At 61.6% G+C, this 18,607-nt stretch carries 21 protein-coding genes; 15 read left to right on the top strand and 6 right to left on the bottom strand.

Translation table 11 applies throughout. The features are described from left to right. Window positions 1-63: 63 nt before the first annotated feature. Window positions 64-735 carry a ferredoxin gene (locus tag NKI16_RS02745; protein WP_023676504.1) on the bottom strand — a complete coding sequence of 224 codons (672 nt, stop codon included), beginning with the start codon at window positions 733-735 and terminating at the stop codon, window positions 64-66. A gap of 106 nt (window positions 736-841) precedes the next feature. Further along, window positions 842-2,416, bottom strand: a complete 1,575-nt coding sequence (locus NKI16_RS02740) for a trimethylamine methyltransferase family protein (RefSeq protein ID WP_352587662.1) — start codon at window positions 2,414-2,416, stop codon at window positions 842-844. A gap of 308 nt (window positions 2,417-2,724) precedes the next feature. Here NKI16_RS02740 and NKI16_RS02735 point away from each other — a divergent pair, with 308 nt between their 5' ends. Continuing rightward, window positions 2,725-3,423, top strand: coding sequence for a cobalamin B12-binding domain-containing protein (locus NKI16_RS02735; RefSeq protein WP_023676506.1), 699 nt, complete (start codon window positions 2,725-2,727; stop codon window positions 3,421-3,423). A gap of 81 nt (window positions 3,424-3,504) precedes the next feature. Here NKI16_RS02735 and NKI16_RS02730 read toward each other — a convergent pair whose 3' ends face one another. Beyond that, the gene (locus NKI16_RS02730; protein ID WP_023676507.1) at window positions 3,505-3,645 is read right to left on the bottom strand and encodes an entericidin A/B family lipoprotein; all 141 of its coding nucleotides are present in this window, start codon (window positions 3,643-3,645) and stop codon (window positions 3,505-3,507) included. A gap of 64 nt (window positions 3,646-3,709) precedes the next feature. On the opposite strand from NKI16_RS02730, the gene NKI16_RS02725 reads away from it, so the two are divergent. Further along, entirely contained in the window at window positions 3,710-4,351 is a 642-nt protein-coding gene (locus NKI16_RS02725; protein WP_023676508.1) for a DUF1638 domain-containing protein, read from the top strand. A gap of 15 nt (window positions 4,352-4,366) precedes the next feature. Here the strand turns inward: NKI16_RS02725 and NKI16_RS02720 are convergent, their stop codons facing one another. Both NKI16_RS02720 and NKI16_RS02715 read right to left on the bottom strand, forming a co-directional pair. Next, window positions 4,367-4,900 carry a hypothetical protein gene (locus tag NKI16_RS02720; protein WP_023676509.1) on the bottom strand — a complete coding sequence of 178 codons (534 nt, stop codon included), beginning with the start codon at window positions 4,898-4,900 and terminating at the stop codon, window positions 4,367-4,369. A gap of 41 nt (window positions 4,901-4,941) precedes the next feature. Continuing rightward, the gene (locus NKI16_RS02715) at window positions 4,942-5,853 is read right to left on the bottom strand and encodes an NAD-dependent epimerase/dehydratase family protein (RefSeq protein WP_031211725.1); all 912 of its coding nucleotides are present in this window, start codon (window positions 5,851-5,853) and stop codon (window positions 4,942-4,944) included. A 122-nt stretch (window positions 5,854-5,975) separates the two neighbouring features. Here NKI16_RS02715 and NKI16_RS02710 point away from each other — a divergent pair, with 122 nt between their 5' ends. From NKI16_RS02710 to NKI16_RS02665, 10 genes are all read left to right on the top strand, one after another. Beyond that, complete coding sequence (locus NKI16_RS02710; protein ID WP_023676510.1) at window positions 5,976-6,551, top strand: DUF4893 domain-containing protein; 576 nt, start codon at window positions 5,976-5,978, stop codon at window positions 6,549-6,551. Window positions 6,552-6,631: 80 nt separating this feature from the next. Then, complete coding sequence (locus NKI16_RS02705) at window positions 6,632-7,414, top strand: formyl transferase (RefSeq protein WP_023676511.1); 783 nt, start codon at window positions 6,632-6,634, stop codon at window positions 7,412-7,414. A gap of 43 nt (window positions 7,415-7,457) precedes the next feature. Beyond that, entirely contained in the window at window positions 7,458-8,369 is a 912-nt protein-coding gene (locus tag NKI16_RS02700; protein ID WP_352922236.1) for a fatty acid desaturase, read from the top strand. Between the two features lie 235 nt (window positions 8,370-8,604). Beyond that, window positions 8,605-8,907: a virulence factor gene (locus NKI16_RS02695; RefSeq protein ID WP_023676513.1), complete on the top strand. Its 303-nt coding sequence runs from the start codon at window positions 8,605-8,607 to the stop codon at window positions 8,905-8,907. Further along, window positions 8,900-9,523 (top strand): methylenetetrahydrofolate reductase C-terminal domain-containing protein, encoded by a 624-nt coding sequence (locus tag NKI16_RS02690; RefSeq protein WP_023676514.1) that lies wholly within the window; start codon window positions 8,900-8,902, stop codon window positions 9,521-9,523. The genes NKI16_RS02695 and NKI16_RS02690 overlap by 8 nt, the downstream gene beginning before the upstream one ends. Then, complete coding sequence (locus NKI16_RS02685; protein ID WP_023676515.1) at window positions 9,520-10,611, top strand: methylenetetrahydrofolate reductase; 1,092 nt, start codon at window positions 9,520-9,522, stop codon at window positions 10,609-10,611. The genes NKI16_RS02690 and NKI16_RS02685 overlap by 4 nt, the downstream gene beginning before the upstream one ends. 80 nt (window positions 10,612-10,691) lie before the next feature. Continuing rightward, window positions 10,692-11,666 carry a methyltetrahydrofolate cobalamin methyltransferase gene (locus tag NKI16_RS02680; protein WP_023676516.1) on the top strand — a complete coding sequence of 325 codons (975 nt, stop codon included), beginning with the start codon at window positions 10,692-10,694 and terminating at the stop codon, window positions 11,664-11,666. A gap of 113 nt (window positions 11,667-11,779) precedes the next feature. Then, window positions 11,780-13,849 (top strand): ASKHA domain-containing protein, encoded by a 2,070-nt coding sequence (locus tag NKI16_RS02675; RefSeq protein WP_023676517.1) that lies wholly within the window; start codon window positions 11,780-11,782, stop codon window positions 13,847-13,849. Between the two features lie 186 nt (window positions 13,850-14,035). Continuing rightward, window positions 14,036-14,218 (top strand): hypothetical protein, encoded by a 183-nt coding sequence (locus NKI16_RS02670; protein ID WP_023676518.1) that lies wholly within the window; start codon window positions 14,036-14,038, stop codon window positions 14,216-14,218. Window positions 14,219-14,485: 267 nt separating this feature from the next. Further along, window positions 14,486-15,469 carry an alpha/beta hydrolase gene (locus tag NKI16_RS02665; protein ID WP_023676520.1) on the top strand — a complete coding sequence of 328 codons (984 nt, stop codon included), beginning with the start codon at window positions 14,486-14,488 and terminating at the stop codon, window positions 15,467-15,469. A gap of 6 nt (window positions 15,470-15,475) precedes the next feature. Here the strand turns inward: NKI16_RS02665 and NKI16_RS02660 are convergent, their stop codons facing one another. Further along, a complete protein-coding gene (locus NKI16_RS02660; protein WP_023676521.1) occupies window positions 15,476-16,375 on the bottom strand; it encodes a LysR substrate-binding domain-containing protein in 900 nt (299 codons plus the stop codon). A gap of 229 nt (window positions 16,376-16,604) precedes the next feature. On the opposite strand from NKI16_RS02660, the gene NKI16_RS02655 reads away from it, so the two are divergent. The 3 genes from NKI16_RS02655 (at window position 16,605) to NKI16_RS02645 (ending at window position 18,549) form a co-directional block, all read left to right on the top strand. Continuing rightward, on the top strand, window positions 16,605-16,790 hold the full coding sequence (locus NKI16_RS02655; protein ID WP_023676522.1) for a hypothetical protein: 186 nt from the start codon (window positions 16,605-16,607) through the stop codon (window positions 16,788-16,790). A 335-nt stretch (window positions 16,791-17,125) separates the two neighbouring features. Next, complete coding sequence (locus NKI16_RS02650; RefSeq protein ID WP_013894968.1) at window positions 17,126-17,260, top strand: hypothetical protein; 135 nt, start codon at window positions 17,126-17,128, stop codon at window positions 17,258-17,260. Window positions 17,261-17,610: 350 nt separating this feature from the next. Continuing rightward, window positions 17,611-18,549: a GlxA family transcriptional regulator gene (locus NKI16_RS02645; protein WP_348625928.1), complete on the top strand. Its 939-nt coding sequence runs from the start codon at window positions 17,611-17,613 to the stop codon at window positions 18,547-18,549. Window positions 18,550-18,607 lie beyond the last annotated feature (58 nt).

Raw genomic sequence — 18,607 nt, 5'->3', positions numbered from 1 at the left:
GACCGTCGCGGCAAGCTGTAATGAGGCGATCTGCTTCAAGATTTCGTGCGGCATTCGGCGACGCTACAGACGCGCGAATGCTGCCATGTGAAAGGCCTGAACCTCGGCCGGATAGCGATAATCGGTAGCGTAAGGACAGGCGTTGCGTTCGAGGCAGCCGCCGGTCCGGCAGGGCGCGCCGTTTTGCCCGCGCACATGGGCCAGACAGGTTTCATGTGCAAAACCATTCGCAGAATAAGCCTCGACCGGACAGGATTTCAGGCAAGGTTTTTCCAAACATGTATCGCAAAGGTGAATCACGTCGTGGGGTTCTTGGAGCGCAATCTCATTTTCGAACAGCAGCGCGCCGCGATAGGCATGCCAGAGCCCGTATTTCGGATGCATGAGAATGCCGAGCGGCGACGGCTTCAGCCCCTCCGCACGCATCGCCCATTGCTGGAACGGCAGATAAGGCCTGTCGGACGGTGACACGGCGCGCGCCCCGAATTTTCCGGCCACCGCGCCGATCACTTCGCGCGACCATCTGTCGAGCGGATCGTCGATCGGCTGTGACTGTTTCTCCAACCAGCGCAGGAAGTGCGGCCAAGGTGCGGCACCCGCCTGCCCCACCAGCAGCACGGATTTGGCGGCGACGCCGGAGAGACCGGAGGGTGTTTCTTCACCACCTGCAAAATTGAAGCCGCCGCGAAGCATGAGGCCGGAGGCGGAAAGCGCTGCCGCGATGGTTTCAGTCATGCCGCGCTCGGGATCACCCCTTCTTGTCCGGGTCGGAGAAGGCACTCCGCCAGACTTCCTTGTGGATGATGTTGGCGACTTTAGCCCCGCCTGATTCGGGCTCCTTTCAGGTGAAGGCGTCGGCCATCGACGACTTCTTCCTGGCGATGAAGTCCTTCAGCCCATCGTCGATGCCCGGATCGAGATACGGCGCCTCGTAGCTTTCGAGCCAGCGGCGCGCGAGCTCGTTGGCGCGCTGCGGCGCGGTTTTTTCGCCTTCGGCCAGCCACTGCTCGTAGGAATTGTTATCGGCGATGTTGGAGCGGTAGAACGCGGTCTGGAAATTGGCCTGGGTGTGATCGCAGCCGAGATAGTGGCTGCCTGGGCCGACCTGGCGGATGGCATCCATCGCCTGGCCGTTTTCCGACAGGTCGACACCCTCGGAGAACTTCTGCGTCATGCCGAGCTGGTCGATGTCCATCATGAATTTTTCGTAGCAGGAGGCGAGACCGCCCTCGAGCCAGCCGGCCGAATGCAGCACGAAGTTGGTGCCGGCGAGGATCGTCGAGTTGAGCGTGTTGGCGCTCTCGTAGGCGGCCTGCGCATCGGGGATTTTTGAAGCACAGAGCGAACCGCCGGTGCGAAACGGCAGGCCGAGCCGACGGGCAAGCTGTGCGGCGCCATACGAGACAAGCGACGGCTCCGGCGTGCCGAAGGTCGGCGCGCCAGACTGCATTGAGATCGACGAGGCGAAGGTGCCGAACAGCACCGGCGCACCCGGCCGGATCAGCTGTGTGAACGACGCCCCGGCCAGAACCTCGGCCAAAACCTGGGTCAGCGTGCCGGCGACCGTCACCGGGCTCATCGCACCGGCAAGGATGAACGGCGTGACGATGCAGGCCTGATTGTGGCGCGAATAGACCTTCAGCGCTCCCAGCATGGTCTCGTCGAAGACCATCGGCGAGTTGGCATTGATCAGGCTGGTCAGCACCGTGTTGTTCTCGACGAAATCGTCACCAAACACGATCTTGGCCATCGCCACCGTATCTTCAGCGCGCTCGGGCGCGGTCACCGAGCCCATGAACGGCTTGTCCGAATATTTGATATGGCTGTAGACCATGTCGAGATGCCGTTTGTTGACCGGCACGTCGACCGGCTCGCAAACCGTGCCGCCCGAATGATGGATCGACGGCGCCATATAGGCGAGTTTCACGAAATTCCGGAAATCCTCGATCGTCGCATAGCGCCTGACGCCGTCGAGATCGCGCACGAAGGGCGGTCCATAGACCGGCGCGAACACTGTCGCGTTGCCGCCGATCTGCACCGAGCGCTCGCCGTTGCGGGCGTGCTGGGTATAGACGGACGGAGCGGTCTTCAACAGCGAGCGGCAGAGGCCCTTGGGGAAATGCACCCGCTCGCCCTTGACGTCGGCGCCCGCCTCTTTCCAAAGCTGCAGCGCCTCGGCGTCGTCGCGGAAGATGATGCCGATCTCCTCCAGCACCGTGTCGGTGTTCTTTTCGATCAGCGCCAGCCCTTCCTCGTCCAGCACTTCATAGACGTTGATCTTGCGCTTGATATAGGTGAGCTGTGTGCCGGGGCCGCCGCCCGAACGTGCAGCCCGTCGGGCTGCGGCGCCACCGCTGGCAGCGCGCCCGCGCCGTGCGTTTGACGCTTCCTGATCGACCGGCGCGTTCTCACTCATAATCGTTCTTCCCTGGCTTTCGTTCTGGCCTGATTTACTCCGGCCGGGCTCTTGCACCGGCCTGAAATCCGTTTGCGGCCGCATATTGCGGTCTCTGGCCGGATCGTAGCCATGCACCCTATTCGAAACGGCCCGCCAGCGCCAACGCCTGTCGCAAAATCGACAAGAATTCCAAGAGATTTACGGTCGCTTTCGTTTTGCGGGAAGTCGCAAATCAGCTATGGACAACCGGCCCGTGCGGGTTAGGTATTGACGCGATATTTTTAAGCTGCCGCAACAGTTGTAGCCGGCAAGGAGCCTGAGAAAAAATGGCCGACGACGAGATCATCCTTTCGGAACTCTCCGACGACGAGTTGGTGCAGCAGATGCACGACGATCTTTATGACGGGTTGAAGGAAGAAATCGAGGAAGGCACCAATATCCTTCTCGAGCGCGGCTGGGCGCCTTACAAGGTGTTAACCGAGGCTCTGGTCGAGGGCATGCGCATCGTCGGCGAGGACTTCCGCGACGGCATCCTGTTCGTTCCCGAAGTGCTGCTGTCGGCCAACGCGATGAAGGCCGGCATGTTCATCCTGCGTCCGCTGCTTGTCGCCACCGGCGCGCCGAAGCAGGGTAAGATGGTGATCGGCACCGTCAAGGGCGACATCCATGACATCGGCAAGAATCTGGTCGGCATGATGATGGAAGGCGCCGGCTTCGATGTCATTGACCTCGGCATCAACAATGCGGTCGAAAAATATCTCGATGCCATCGAAAAGCACCAGCCCGACATCATCGGCATGTCGGCGCTGCTGACGACGACCATGCCTTACATGAAAGTCGTCATCGATACGATGAAGGAAAAGGGCATTCGCGATGACTATGTCGTGCTGGTCGGCGGCGCACCGCTCAACGAGGAATTCGGCAAAGCCGTCGGCGCCGACGCCTATTGCCGCGACGCCGCGGTGGCGGTCGAGACCGCCAAGGACTTCATGAAGCGCAAGCACAACGTCCGCGCTTCGGCCTGAGCCAATAAGTCCGGCACCGACGAGAAAAGCCGCGCCTTGCAGTGCGGCTTTTTTATTCCCAAATATTTAGAGCCGTGCGGATCAGGGTTTCTTGACGGTATCGTCAACAGCCTTCGCAGTGGATTTGATATCCTTACCGACGCCGCGCACCGTGTTGGCGCAGGCCGAAACAGCCAAGGCGCAGGCGAGAATAGCGATTGGCGCGACGCGGAACAATTTCATGAATGGTGTCTCCCTCAGGATATAAATTCGCTGGACAGCAACGAAGATGGATTAGACTGGTTCCATGACTACCGCGCGAAAACAACAATCCGATCAAGGCGACAGGCTGCTCGTCATCGCCTGCGGGATGATTGCGCGCGAAGTTTTGGCGGTCAAGGAGCAGCTCGGGCTCGACCATCTCGACCTGACCTGCTTGCCGGCGGAGTTCCATTTCTATCCTGACCGCATCGCGCCGGCCATGGACAAGGCTATCGAGAAGGCCAAGACCGACGGCTACAGACACATATTCGTCGGCTATGCCGATTGCGGCACGGGTGGCCTGCTCGACCGGATCTGCGAGAAGCACGGCGTCGAGCGTATGGCCGGGCCGCATTGCTTTGCCTTCTACCAGGGCATGGATGCCTATGCGAAGGTCGCCGATGACGACATGATGTCGTTCTACATGACCGATTTCCTCTGCCGGCAATTCGATGCCTTCTTCATGAAGCCGCTCGGTCTGGACAAGCACCCGGAGCTGATCAAGGACTATTTCGGCAATTACGAGAAGCTGATCTATATCGCCCAGACCGACGACCCGGAACTCGACAAGGTCGCCGAAAAGGCGGCGAAAATGCTCGGCCTCGCTTATGAGCGGCGCTCGACCGGCTATGGTGACCTGACGGGCGAACTTAAGCGGGTGGCCTCACATCCGGAGGACGTCCGTTAGACGCCCCGCTTCGGATTATTTGCTCGCCGGTTGCGGATCCGACACGAAATCGACAACGCGGCCGTTTTCTAACCGGATCGGTCCCCTTGCAGTTGGATCCTTGCGCAACGCCTCTGCAATCAGGGCTTCGACGGTGTCGAGGTTGACTTGCAGAATTGAGGAGTCGCCCAGTTCCCAGTACTCGCCTTCATCAAAGACATCGAGCTTGTCGAAAAGAGGAGCAACTTTGCGGAGCAGCTCGATGATTTCGATATGCGCGTCCGACCCGGCAAACTGGGTCTTACAAAATTGCTGCATGAAGAGGTGCCTGTCGAACTCGAACCGAAGGGGCTCCGACTTGGGATGCGGCAGAAGCTCTATTCCTATAACCGGGCCGAGATAGTCCACGCTGCGTTCATCAACGACCCGATGGAGAACCATTTCGGCTTCGTCTATTTTCCGAAACGGCCAGCCTCGAGTGACAGCAAACGCCTCCACTTCCCGCAATAGCACAGCGTAGTGCTCGTCTTCGCGCAGCTGTCCCTCAAAATGGATCGTCACCCCCAACATGCACCTCCCCGCGCAAACGTTTTGCGATGATAGCCGCGCTTCTATTCGATCGCCAGGGCGGCAAGCACATCGGCAAAGCTCGTCTTGCAGACGAAACCCAGCCGCTTCCTCGCCCGCGACGCATCGTAGACCCGGTCGATCGACGAAAACATCGTCCAGCCTTTCTTCGTGTAGAGTGCCGGATAATCCGGAAAATAGCGCGCGACGACCGACGGCGCGTCGGCGATCAAGGCCGCGCAATCTTCGGGCTGGAAAGGCGTCGGTGCCGAGATGATGAAAGTGTCGAAGCCCAATTGCGGCGCTTTCTCCAGGGCAGCGATGTGGGCGTCGGCTGCGTCCTCCACCGTCAGCCGGCGGAACAACAGCTCATTGGCCTTGGTGTTGGCATCCGACTGTTCGATCACGTGCGCCATGTCGTCCGCCTCGGGAAAAAACCGGGCGGTGCGCAACACGATCACCGGCAGGCCGAACTGCAAATGATAGAGCCGGCAGAGCTGTTCGGCTGAAAGCTTGGTGACGCCATAGATGTTGCGCGGTTCAGGCGACATGTCTTCCGTCAGCCATGCCGCCTTGCGCGCCCCGCCGGTGAAGCCGGTGCGTATGGACTCGGAAATCATCAGCGATGTCGTCGACGTAAACACGAAGCGCTGAACGCCAAAAGCTGCTGCCGCATCGAGCAGGTTGAGCGTGCCGCGCACATTCGTCTCGACGAAATCCTCGTTGCGATGACGTTCGATGTCAGGCTTGTGCAGCGCGCCGCTATGGATGATGGCCTCGATGCGGTTCTCCTCGACCGCCCTCATGACCAGGTCGCGATCGGCGACTGAGCCGACGATTCGCGTTTCCGAGGATGGGACGGGATCGAGGCCGGTGACGTCATGACCAAGAGCCCGCAGGCGCGGCGCCAAGGCGCTGCCCAGCCAACCGGACGATCCCGTCAGCAAGATCCGCATTCTTTTGCACCTCGTTTCTGCTGTCGATGCTCAGGCACGGATGACAGAACGCGGCGAAACATTAAGGTATGCGCCAGACAAGAAAACAGCCTGCTCCAGCCAACAAAAGGGAAACGCCACCGATGATCGCTCGCCTCATGTTTGCCGCAGCAACTGTCCTCTGCTTGACCATGCCCGCGTTGGCCGATGGCGAGGTGCAGAAGCTGATAACGGCTGCCGACAAGGCGCGGCTCAACAAATATGGCGAGACGCGCAAGGCAGCGCTTGACGAGGCGAAGGCCGGCGATCCCGCCGAGGTCAAGCAGCTCGACGCTTTGCTGGCAAAGCCGCTGGTTCCCTTCTCTGACAGGGACCTGACCGGCAAATGGCAATGCCGCACCATCAAGGCCGGCGGATTGAGCCCGCTCGTCATCTATGGCTGGTTCAAATGCAAGGTGAGTGACGACGGCTCCGGCTGGAGACTGGAAAAGATCACCGGCTCGCAGCGCACCAAGGGCCGCTTCTTCGACGATGGCGAGAAACGCGCGATCTATCTCGGTTCCTTCCACGTCAACGACGATCCGGCAAAGCCCTACGGCAGCGGCCCGGAAAGCGATCAGGTCGGCTATGCCTTCCGCAACAGCGCCAGTGAATGGCGCATCGAGTTCCCGGCGCCCTATTACGAATCGAAGCTCGATATCCTCGAATTCAAGCGCTGAGCCCCGATCACCAGGGGTTAACCCGGTCAGCCTAGCATTCGCGCGCAAAGAACAGGTTCTTTGCGGGGGGGTCGCAGAGCATGGCACTGTCGAAAACAAACCAACGGCCGATCGTCGTCGTCACCGAAGGCGGCCCGCATATCTGGGCGATCGTCAACGCCGTCGCCGATCAACTCGGCCCGGTCAGCGTCATCCTCGAAGCTCCTGAATCCAAAAAGCAATTGCTTCTCGCGCGGGCGCGGCGGCAAGGCTGGACCTCGGCCATCGGTCAACTCGGCAGGATGGTGCTGACGCGCCTCGGCAAGCGCTTCTTCGCCGGCCACGCAGCACGGCTTGCCGCCGGGCAGAAGCTGCAAACCGAACCGAAGCCTGGGCAAAAGATCATTTATGTCTCGTCGGCCAACGCGCCGGAGTGCCTGCAGGCGATCGCGGAAATCCAGCCGGGTGTGGTGCTGCTCGCCGGCTGCCGCTTGCTGTCGCGGCAGACGCTGGCGAAAATCCCTTGCCCGGTCCTCAACTACCACGCCGGCATCGCCCCGAAATATCGCGGCATGAATGGCGGCTACTGGGCGCTGGCTTCAGGCGATGCGGAGAACTTCGGCACCACCGTACATCTGGTCGACGCCGGCGTCGACACTGGCGGCGTGCTGCGGCAGACGCGTGGCAAACCGCAGCCGGGCGACACAATTTCAAGCTACGCGTTGCGGCAGGCGGCCTTCTCGCGCGACATCTGCGTCGAAGCGGTCAGGGATGCGCTGGCCGGCAAGGTCGGCACGGTGGATCCCGGCCTGCCTTCGAAACAATGGTATCATCCGACGGTATGGTTTTATCTCTGGACGGGGATAAGGAACGGCGTCTGGTGACGCGCCGATTTACCGGACAGCCACCCGCCACTAACATTGCATCATGAGCGACATCGACCACCGCACCATCATTGCCGGCCTTTCGGTCGAGGACCGTCGCGACCTCACCGCCAGGGTTGACCGGCCAGGCATTGTCCGGCTGGCGGTCCATGCCGGGCTGGTTATCCTGCTAGGCGCGCTGATCGCCGCCCGCGTCCCGTTCTGGCCGCTGCTCGTCTTGCCGCAGGGAATCCTGATCGTCTTCTTCTTCACGCTGTTGCACGAGACCATCCATGAAACGGCGTTCAGGACGGCGTGGCTCAATCGCGCTGTTGCCGCCGTGGCCGGCTTCCTGATCCTGCTGCCGCCGGAATGGTTCCGCTATTTCCATTTCGCCCATCACCGCCATACGCACGACCCGGACAACGACCCCGAACTGATGGCCCCGAAGCCGGAGACCATCAGCCAATATCTGCGCTATCTGTCAGGCGGCCCCTATTGGATCGCCATGGGCCGTGTGATCGCAACCAATGCGGCGGGCCGCAACCGCGACGGCTTTGTGCCGGAAAAGGGCCGCGGCAAGGTGGTTGCCGAAGCACGGCTGTTCCTGATCGGCCATGCGGCATTGCTGGCCGCATCGCTCGCCGCGCAGTCGGCGCTGCTGTTGTGGGTCTGGATCTTGCCGGTGCTGGTCGGACAGCCGTTTTTGCGTGCCTACCTGCTGGCCGAGTACGCGTTGTGCCCGCATGTCGCCAACATGCTCGAGAACACCCGCACCACCTTCACCACAAGGCTGGTGCGCTTCGTGGCTTGGAACATGCCGTACCATTCCGAGCACCATTCCTATCCGGCCGTTCCCTTCCACCGCCTGCCGCGCTTCCATGACATCGTCGCGGAGCATTTACGCACGACCGAACGAGGTTACGTGCGCTTCCACAGGAAGCTGGTCGGCAGCTACGATGGCCGCGCCGGCTGACCAGTGCTGGAAGAAACTCCGCTTTCAACCGCGGCCGTCGATTGCGTCGCTTTTGAAGGCCCCCGCGTCGTCCCATAACAAGCAGCCCAACAGCGCTTCCGGCAATGCTCGAAACCACTGCATTGGCCAAAAGATCGGAATCGATCTTCGGAGAGCACGATGCAGCGGAGTTAAATGGTAGAGCATCGTTTATGCGTCCGATTGGACGCACGGCGCTCTGCAGGAGCAGGAATTCATGGCCGATCTGATCGTCGTCTACTGGCGCGACATCCCCGCCCAGGTCATCGTCAAGAAGGGCCGGCAGAACGCCAAGCGCGAACTGCCGTTGCGCTTCACCGAGGCGATCGACATGTGCGCCATGCGCACCGGCGCCGGCGGCACCGACGACTATCTTGCCGAATGGCGCAAGGCAGAGCCCGTCGCAGTCAGTGACGATCTTGAAGCCGAGGCAGAGAAGGCTCTTCGGGAGCTCGATGCGAAATACGACCGTGAGCGGCTGGTCGCTCTGGTCAAGGCGGGCGGCAAAGAAAATGTCTGATCCCCAATCAATGCCGGCGACGACGGCTCAAGCCGGCGTGACCCAGGCGACCATCGTCAAGAAGGCGGCGCCGAAATCCGACTACAAGCCGGCCGACGTGTCGCCGCAGCGACGTGTGCAGCGCTCTTTCGCGGTGCGGCTTTGGTCGGTGCGGCATTCGCGGCTGCTCGAATGGTTCTACGGCAAATTCGCCGACATGTTCCTGCTCCTCCATCCGCTGTGGAAGGGCATCGGCTACAGCCGTGTCGAAGGGCCGGTGAAATTCGTCGAAAAGCGCGTCAAGGGCTTCATGTTCGACTGCCGCATGTGCGGCCAGTGCATTCTTTCCTCGACCGGCATGTCGTGCCCGATGAACTGCCCCAAACAATTGCGCAACGGCCCTTGCGGCGGTGTCCGCGCCAACGGCAATTGCGAAGTCGAGCCTGACATGCCTTGCGTCTGGGTCAAAGCCTGGGAAGGCTCGCAGAACATGGCGCATGGCGACAAGATTTTTGACGTGCAGAAGCCGGTGGATCAGTCCTTGCGCGAAACCTCCGCCTGGCTGCGGGTCACCGCGCAGGCCGCGGCCGCCCGCAATGCGGCCCGGAACACTACGAAGACCGGAGCGTCGGCATGATCGGCCGTCAGCCAGACGAGAATCCGGCCGGCATCCATTTGCCGCTCGATCCCCTGCCCGGCCACACCTCGCGTGGCCGGCTGGAACGCGTCCTCAGGCGCGGCGAGTTCGCAGTGACGACCGAGCTCAATCCGCCCGACAGCGCCGATCCGGAAGACGTCTACAACCGCGCCAGGATTTTCGACGGTTGGGTCGACGCCATCAATGCCGTCGATGCTTCCGGCGCCAACTGCCACATGTCGTCGGTCGGCATCTGCGCGCTGCTGACCCGCATGGGCTATGCCCCGATCATGCAGATCGCCTGCCGCGACCGGAACCGCATCGCCATCCAGGGCGACGTGCTTGGGGGTGCTGCGATGGGCGTCGCCAACATGCTGTGCCTGACCGGCGACGGCGTGCAGGCCGGCGACCAGCCCGGCGCCAAGCCGGTGTTCGATCTCGACTGCATGTCGCTGCTCGAAACCTGCCGCGTTATGCGCGATAACGGCAAATTCCTGTCCGGCCGAAAACTCACGACGCCGCCGCAGCTTTTCCTTGGCGCGGCCATCAACCCGTTCGCGCCGCCGATCGATTTCCGGCCCTATCGGCTGGGCAAGAAGATCGCCGCCGGGGCGCAGTTCGTGCAGAGCCAGTACTGCTTCGACGTACCGATGTTCCGCACCTACATGCAGAAGGTCCGCGATCTCGGCTATACCGAGAAATGTTTCATCCTGTGCGGCGTCGGGCCGCTGGCCTCGGCCAAGACGGCCAAATGGATCCGCTCCAACGTACCGGGCATTCACATTCCCGATCAGATCGTCAAGCGCCTGGAAGGCGCCCAGGATCAGAAGAAGGAAGGCAAGCAGCTCTGCATCGACATCATCAATGAGGTGAAGGAAATTCCCGGTGTATCCGGCGTCCATGTGATGGCCTACCGCCAGGAAGAATACGTCGCCGAGATCGTCGACGAATCCGGCGTGCTGAAGGGTCGCCGGCCGTGGAAACGCGAAATCCGCCGCGACGACCAGCTCGTTGCCGACCGGCTCGACCACATACTGCATGACGACCTCACTGAAACCCAGGTCGACATGGTCAAGACCGCGCATTGACAGCGCGAATCGTCAGCATTCGCTTGATCAGAAACAGATAACGATATAAAGAACTCTTTATATCACGATGGAGAGATTTCATGACCCGGACCATCGTCGCCTCGGCGACACGAGAAATCATCATCGGCTTCGATCAGCCCTTCTGCGTGATCGGCGAGCGCATCAACCCGACCGGCCGTAAGAAACTGGCCGCCGAAATGATCGCCGGCAATTTTGAGACCGTCATCAAGGATGCGCTGGAGCAGGCCGCCTGTGGGGCGACCATGCTCGACGTCAATGCCGGCGTCACTGCAGTCGATCCCAACGCCACCGAGCCGGCGCTGCTGGTGCAGACGCTGGAGATCGTGCAAGGCCTGGTCGACCTGCCGTTGTCGATCGACTCCTCCGTGACTGCGGCAATCGAAGCGGCGCTGAAGGTCGCCAAGGGCCGGCCGCTGGTCAATTCCGTCACCGGCGAGGAGGAAAAGCTCGAAGCCATCCTGCCGTTGATCAAGAAATACAACGTTCCCGTCGTCGCCATTTCCAACGACGAGACCGGTATTTCGATGGACCCCGATGTGCGCTTCGCCGTCGCCAAGAAGATCGTTCAGCGCTGTGCCGACTTCGGCATTCCGGCGCATGATGTGGTCGTCGACCCGCTGGTCATGCCGATCGGCGCGCTGGGCGATGCCGGCCGCCAGGTATTTGCCCTGCTACGCCGGCTGCGCGAGGAGCTCAAGGTCAACACCACCTGCGGCCTCTCCAACATCTCGTTCGGCCTGCCGCACCGTCATGGCATCAACGCCGCCTTCATCCCGATGGTGATCGGCGCCGGCATGACCTCGGCGATCATGAACCCGGTGCGGCCGCAGGAAATGGAAGCGGTGCGCGGCGCCAACGTGCTGAACGGCACCGACGAGAACTGCACCAACTGGATCAGGACCTACAAGGACTACAAGCCTGCTGAAGGCGGCCAGGCCGTTGCCGCCCGGACGCAGGTCAACGCGCCGGGCGATGGCAATGGCAATGGCGGACGCAGGCGCGGCGGCCGCGAAGCGCGTATGGCGCGGGGTTGAGCCAGGTCTTGGCCGACACGATATGGGGCCTAGGACTGGGGAGGAACCGAGACACAGCGGCATCGCTGCCGTGGCCAAGACCCGAGCTGCGTAGAAAGTAAAGTCTGGAACGTATGAACTCTCCCGTCAACATCACCGATCCGCTCGTGCTGTTCATGCCGTCGGGCAAGCGCGGGCGGTTTCCGGTCGGCACGCCGGTTCTGGATGCCGCGCGCCAGCTCGGTGTCTATGTCGAGAGCGTGTGCGGCGGGCGTGCCACTTGCGGTCGTTGCCAGATCGAGGTGCAGGAAGGCAATTTCGCCAAGCACAAGATCGTTTCCTCCAACGATCACCTCTCGCCCAAGGGCGCCAAGGAAGAGCGCTACGAGCGCGTACGCGGCCTGCCCGAGCGCCGCCGGCTGTCCTGCTCGGCGCAGATTCTCGGCGATCTCGTCGTCGACGTGCCGCAGGACACCGTCATCAACGCGCAGACCATCCGCAAGGACGCCGACACCAGGGTCATCGCCCGCGATGCGGCAATCCGCATGTGCTATGTCGAGATCGAAGAACCCGACATGCACAAGCCGCTCGGCGACCTCGACCGTCTGAAGATCGCGCTGATGAAGGACTGGGGCCTCAAGAGCCTCGATTTCGATTTCCATCTGTTGCCGCAGGTGCAAGGCATTTTGCGCAAAGGCAACTGGACCGCGACCGCCGCCATCCACAAGGACACCGACAGCGAGACCGCACGGGTCATCGCTTTGTGGCCCGGCCTCAAGAACGAGGCGTACGGCCTTGCCTGCGATATCGGCTCGACCACGATCGCCATGCATCTGGTGTCGTTGCTGTCGGGCCGCGTCGCCGCCTCGTCGGGCACATCCAATCCGCAGATCCGCTTCGGCGAGGATCTGATGAGCCGTGTCTCGTACGTGATGATGAACCCGGACGGCCGCGAAGGCATGACGGTCGCCGTGCGCGAGGCCATTTCGGGGCTTGTGGACAAGGTCTGCACCGAAGGCAACGTCCAACGCAACGACATCCTGGATTCCGTGTTCGTCGGCAATCCGATCATGCACCATCTGTTCCTCGGCATCGATCCGACCGAGCTCGGCGGCGCCCCCTTCGCGCTAGCCGTCTCCGGCGCCGTGCACATCAAGGCATCGGATATCGGTTTGAAGCTCAACCAGGGCGCCAGGCTCTATATGCTTCCTTGCATTGCCGGCCATGTCGGCGCGGACGCTGCCGCAGTGACGCTGTCGGAAGGGCCGCACCGCCAGGACGAGATGATGCTGATCGTCGATGTCGGCACCAATGCCGAGATCGTGCTCGGCAATCGCCAGCGGGTCGTGGCGGCCTCATCGCCAACTGGCCCGGCGTTCGAAGGTGCGGAAATCTCCGGTGGCCAGCGCGCCGCACCGGGTGCCATCGAGCGCGTCCGCATCGATCCTGAAACGCTGGAACCGAAATACCGCGTCATCGGCTCGGAACTCTGGTCCGACGAGCCGGGCTTCCTCGACAGCGTGCAGGCGACCGGCGTCACCGGTATTTGCGGCTCCGGCATCATCGAGGTGGTCGCCGAGATGTATCTCGCCGGCATCATCTCCGAGGACGGCGTCGTCGATGGATCGCTGAGCGGCCACTCGCCTCGCGTCGTCGCCAATGGCCGCACCTTCTCCTATGTGCTGAAGGAAGGCGAGCCCAAGATCACCATCACCCAGACTGATGTGCGCGCTATCCAGCTTGCCAAGGCCGCCCTTTATGCCGGCACCAAGCTTTTGATGGAAAAGCAGCACACCGATCATGTCGACCGCATCCACTTCGCCGGCGCATTCGGCTCGTTCATCGACCCGAAATACGCAATGGTGCTGGGCCTGATTCCGGATTGCGACCTCGACAAGGTCTCGGCCGTTGGCAATGCGGCCGGCGCCGGCGCCCGCATGGCGCTGTTGAACCGTGGCTATCGCCGCGAGATCGAGGAAACCGTTAGCAAGATCGAGAAGATCGAGACGGCGCTGGAGCCGAAATTCCAGGAACATTTCGTTTATGCCATGGCGCTCCCGAACAAGATCGACCCGTTTCCCAAGCTGTCGGCGGCGGTGAAACTGCCGCCGCGCAAGACGGTGAGCGAAGACGGCATTGCCGGCGACGCTGCCCCGCGGCGGCGTTCGCGCGAAGGCCACGCCGCGCGGCGCGGGCGGGGATGACTCGCCTCCGCTAGGCTGTCAGACCTTCCATTTTCATTTGTATGCAAATGTTTCCAGATCGCGCCGATCTGGAAACGAAATCGCGTTTTCGTGAAATCCGCCAGATACATAGGCGGAGCATTTAACCGGCATCGAACGGCAGGCGGAAACAGTTTTCGGCCACCGCAACGCTCCAAGGAGATCAAGATGTCGATGTTCGAAAGCCTCGGCCGCTATGGTGCGGCCTTCAAGAAAACACGCGAAGCGCGCAAGTCGCTGCGCATCCTCAACAGCTTGCCGCCTGAGATCCAAAAGGACATTGGCTGGCCGGTGTCGCCGCGTTCGAGCGAAAGGCAGCTTTCGGTCGGATGGGGCATGCAGCGCGGATGAAATTCATCGACAAATGCAAGCTGCTCGGTATTCGCCGGAGCCGCAATGCGGCTCCGGCTGCACCCAGCAATTGGCTGCGCGCCGCGTTGCTGCCGCGGCGTTGAGCTGCGCCGGTAGGCCAGAGACTTCATGGCCGGACGCTTTGTCGACAGCTGGGATCAAACGACCGTGTTGAGATTGCATCAATCTTGACTTTTTTGGTGGCGACACAATCTTCGAAATAGTCGGGGTTCTCTTAGTCGGCTCAGCCGAAGTCCGTGTATCTGCATGCCCAGTCTCAAAAGCCACGTCGTGTCGTTCGTCCTCAGGTACAGCCGCAAGAAGGCGTTTTCCAGCCCCGAGAACCTGCAGCGCTGGATCGCCTATGCGCGCAAGACGGAAAACCATCAGCCGCCTGCGTCGCTGCGGTCACGCCTGGAGATCACAACCCGCGCGATCAACGGCTTTCCCGTCTACGAGATCGCTCCCCAGGCTGGTGAGCGGAGGCGGATTCTCTACCTGCACGGCGGCGCTTATGTCTTTGAAATCACACCCTATCATTGGCGGCTGATCGCCGACATGGCCGACCGCCTCGGGTTCGGTATCACCGTGCCGATCTATCCCATTGCTCCCGAACACGATTTTCACGCCATGTTCGGCATGGTCGGCGCCGTCTACCGCCAGATGTTCGGCGAAACCAGGGCGACTGATATCATCTTCATGGGCGATTCCGCCGGCGGAAACATGGCCGTCGTGCTGACGATGATGGCTGCGCAAAATGGCCTGCCCTTGCCATCACGCCACGTGCTGATTTCGCCCGGTCTCGACGTGTCGCTCGCCAACCCAGAAATGTATGAGGCCGAACGCAACGATCCGTGGCTGGGCATTGCCGGCGGCCGCGAGGCGATCCGGCTTTACAGCGCCGGCATAGATCCCACCGACTGGCGCATCAGCCCGGTTTACGGCGACCTGTCGGTGCTGCCCAAAACGCTGCTGCTGACCGGCTCACGCGATCTGCTCACCCCCGACAATCTGATCTTCGCGGAAAAGGCACGCACGGCCGGCGTCGAAATTGAGGTCGTCCACGAGCAAGGCATGTTCCATGTCTGGCCGTTGATCGACATGCCGGAGGCGCGACGCGCGCGGGACAGTATAGTGGCCTTCTTGACCAACGAAACTTACAGTTATCATGCCAAGGCAGGAGAGTTGTCGCTGCAAAGGGCAGACCGCGACGGAACCCCTCGCGATCTGGTTGCGCCGCTCAGGTCGTAGTTTGGGTCAGAACTTCCCAGTTTCCCTGAACATCTCAAACGTCGCGCGGATATGGTCGGCGACTGCCTTCACCGGCGCGCTGGCGTCCGGCGTCACCACCATGGCGAGGTTGTAGGTGCCGATGTCAGGCATGCCGTCCTTCGGGCACAGCTCGACCATGTCGCTGCCGAGGAAGGATTTCGGCAGCGGCGCCACCGCAAGATCCGCCATGATCGCGGCGCGCTGGCCGGCCGTGTGCGCGCTCATATAGGCGATACGGTAATTGCGGCCCTCGCGGCCAAGCGCCTCCAATGCCCCTGCCCGCCAGGCACAGCCCTCTTCCCACAATGAGACCGGCAGCGGCTCGCGCAGATGCGCGCAACCGCCCTTGGCACCGGCCCAGACGATCGGCTCTGTGAGCAGCACTTCGGCGCCGATCGCGCTGGTCTTGTAGGAGTTGGTGAGCAGCGTGATGTCGAGCGCCCGGTCGTCCATGCGCCGGCGCAGATTGACGCTCTGGTCGATGGTGACGTCGACCGCGATCGATGGATGCGACTGTGCGAACCGCTTCAGCACATGCGGCAGCACACGTTCGCCGTAATCGTCCGGCGAGCCGAGCCGCACCACCCCGACAATGTCTGGAATGATGAACTTCGACACCACCTCGCGATTGATCGACAGCAGCCGGCGCGCATAGCCGAGCAGCATCTCGCCATCGGTGGTCAGCGTCACCGAACGGGCGTCGCGCGCGAACACCGAGCGGCCGAGAATGTCCTCCAGCTTCTTGATCTGCATGGAGACGGCCGACGGCGTGCGGAAGACCGCATTGGCCGCAGTGGTGAAGCTGCCGGTCTCGGCGATCGCGACGAAAGTGCGCAGAACATCCAGATCGAGCAGCGGCAGCGGATGATTGAGTGGGGCGTTCATGGCAAGCGACCTTCAATTTTTCTGATGCAAACCATCATTCCATTTCGTTTGATTGAACATCAGTTTGGGAGGATAGTCAACTCCATCGAAGGCAGGACGCATCGAAGTGGTCCCGAAACAACCATGACACGGACCTGCAATCGACACGAAATGAAGCTGAAACAAACCCGGTGTACCGCCTGACGCTGCAAGCGCCGGGACAACCCGGCCCAACGCGAAGGAGAATGAGATGTCTATCCTGTTATCCATCGGTCGGATCGCGACCGAGTTCAGCGAGGCCCGTGCCCGCTACCAGACGGAACGCGCCATCCGCGCGCTGCCGATTGAACTGCAGAAGGATATCGGCTGGCCTGAAGCTGCCGATGCCAAGGCCGGCACTCGCCATGGTGTGGGATCCTGGGCTGGAGCAAAGTAAACCGTGTGTATCAACAGCTGAAGGCCTGCCGCGCAGATCAGCCCGGCAGGCCTTTTTGTTTGTACTCCAATGATTTTCCCGAGCCATGTCGCCGTCGCATGCCGCATATGAGCAAGTCGCATAGCAGCCCGCACTGGCAATCAACACATTGTAAATAATCGAAAATCCGGGGCAGAATGCCCAAATTTGTCGCATTCCGTGTCGCTTTTCATATCAAGTGCTTCGCTTTTGCGATTTAGTTTCCCCTCACGTAAGCCTATATCATCATCAACAAACGAGCTGCCCCACTCCATCAAGCGAAGGCGACCCGTCTGAGCAACCGAATGGAGATGATCATGAAGCTTTTTGCCCGCCTCTTTGCCCGTCGCGAAATGAACCTGACGACCGCGCTCGAGCGCCAGCGCCTGGCCAACACCATGCCTGGCCAGACCGGTGCCATGGCTGCCGCGCGCCTCGGCTTCGTCGCCTGAGACGCGGCAATCCCGGCGGAAGCAGCCTAGCGCTGCTTCGAAGTCGATCCAGCGCCGCTTCGGTTTTGCCGAGGCGGCGTTTTCGTGTGCGCAGACTGCGTAGGCTCGTTTGGTCGATCCGGCGGCATGTCGCGTCCTTCGCCGCATAGCGATTGCCCATTTGCGACCCGTGTCGCAAATAAAGTCGCTCCGTTGCCATCTAGCCAATTGACAGGAAACGTCTTTCCTGATGTCGCTATGCTAATCGCGACATCCTGTTCGCGCCATTGCAGCGTGAGGATCTACCCGTGAACGTCGTAAAGCACCCGATCCGGCGATCGTTCGTATTCTTCCTGGTCCCCGATTTCACCATGATCGCCTTCGCGACGGCGCTCGATCCATTGCGTTCGGCCAACCGCATGCTCGGCTATGAAGCCTATCGCTGGCGGCTCGCCAGCATCGACGGCAAGCCGGTGCGCGCCTCGAACGGCGTCGAATGCGCCGTCAACACCTCGCTGGAGGAAGAGCGCAAGAAAATGTCCGGACCGGACCGGCCGAACATGGCCATCGTCTGCAGCGGCATCAATGTCGAGCGCTACCAGAACAAATCGGCCTTTGCCTGGTTGCGCGAGGAGTACAATCGCGGCGTTGCCGTCGGCGGCCTGTGCACCGGCGCGCATATCCTGGCCGCCGCAGGCCTGCTGTCCAACAAGCGCTGCGCCATCCATTGGGAGAACCTGCCGGGCTTTTCCGAGGCGTTCCCCAAGGCCAATGTCTTCGCCGACCTCTTCGAGATCGACCAGAACATCTACACCTGCGCCGGCGGCACCGCCGCGCTCGACATGATGCTGAAGCTGATCGGCGACGATTTCGACGAAAGCCTCGTCAACCGCGTCTGCGAGCAGGTGCTGACCGATCGCGTGCGCAGCCCGACCGACCGCCAGCGCCTGCCGCTGCGCGCCCGCCTTGGCGTGCAGAATTCCAAGGTTCTGACCATTATCGAGCTGATGGAAGCCAATCTCTCCGAGCCGCTCTCGCTGATCGAGGTCGCTGACCATGTCGACCTGTCGCGCCGGCAGATTGAGCGCCTGTTCCGCACCGAGATGGGGCGCTCCCCTGCCCGTTACTATCTGGAGATCCGCCTCGACCGCGCCCGGCACCTGCTGATCCAGTCGTCGTTGCCGGTGGTCGAAGTGGCGGTCGCCTGCGGCTTTGTTTCCGCCTCGCATTTCTCCAAATGCTATCGCGAGTTGTACGCCCGCTCGCCGCAACAGGAACGCGTCGACCGCAAGCAGCTTCTAGCGGCTTGATCCAGCACGTTTCGCGGGCGCGGCCGCATTGTCATGACATTGTCTGGCGTGGTATCCT

This window comes from Mesorhizobium sp. M0698, assembly GCF_040320455.1.
In the GTDB taxonomy this organism is placed as follows: domain Bacteria; phylum Pseudomonadota; class Alphaproteobacteria; order Rhizobiales; family Rhizobiaceae; genus Mesorhizobium.
The sequence above is the reverse complement of the archived record's forward strand: the minus strand, read 5'-3'. Positions and strand labels throughout refer to the sequence as shown.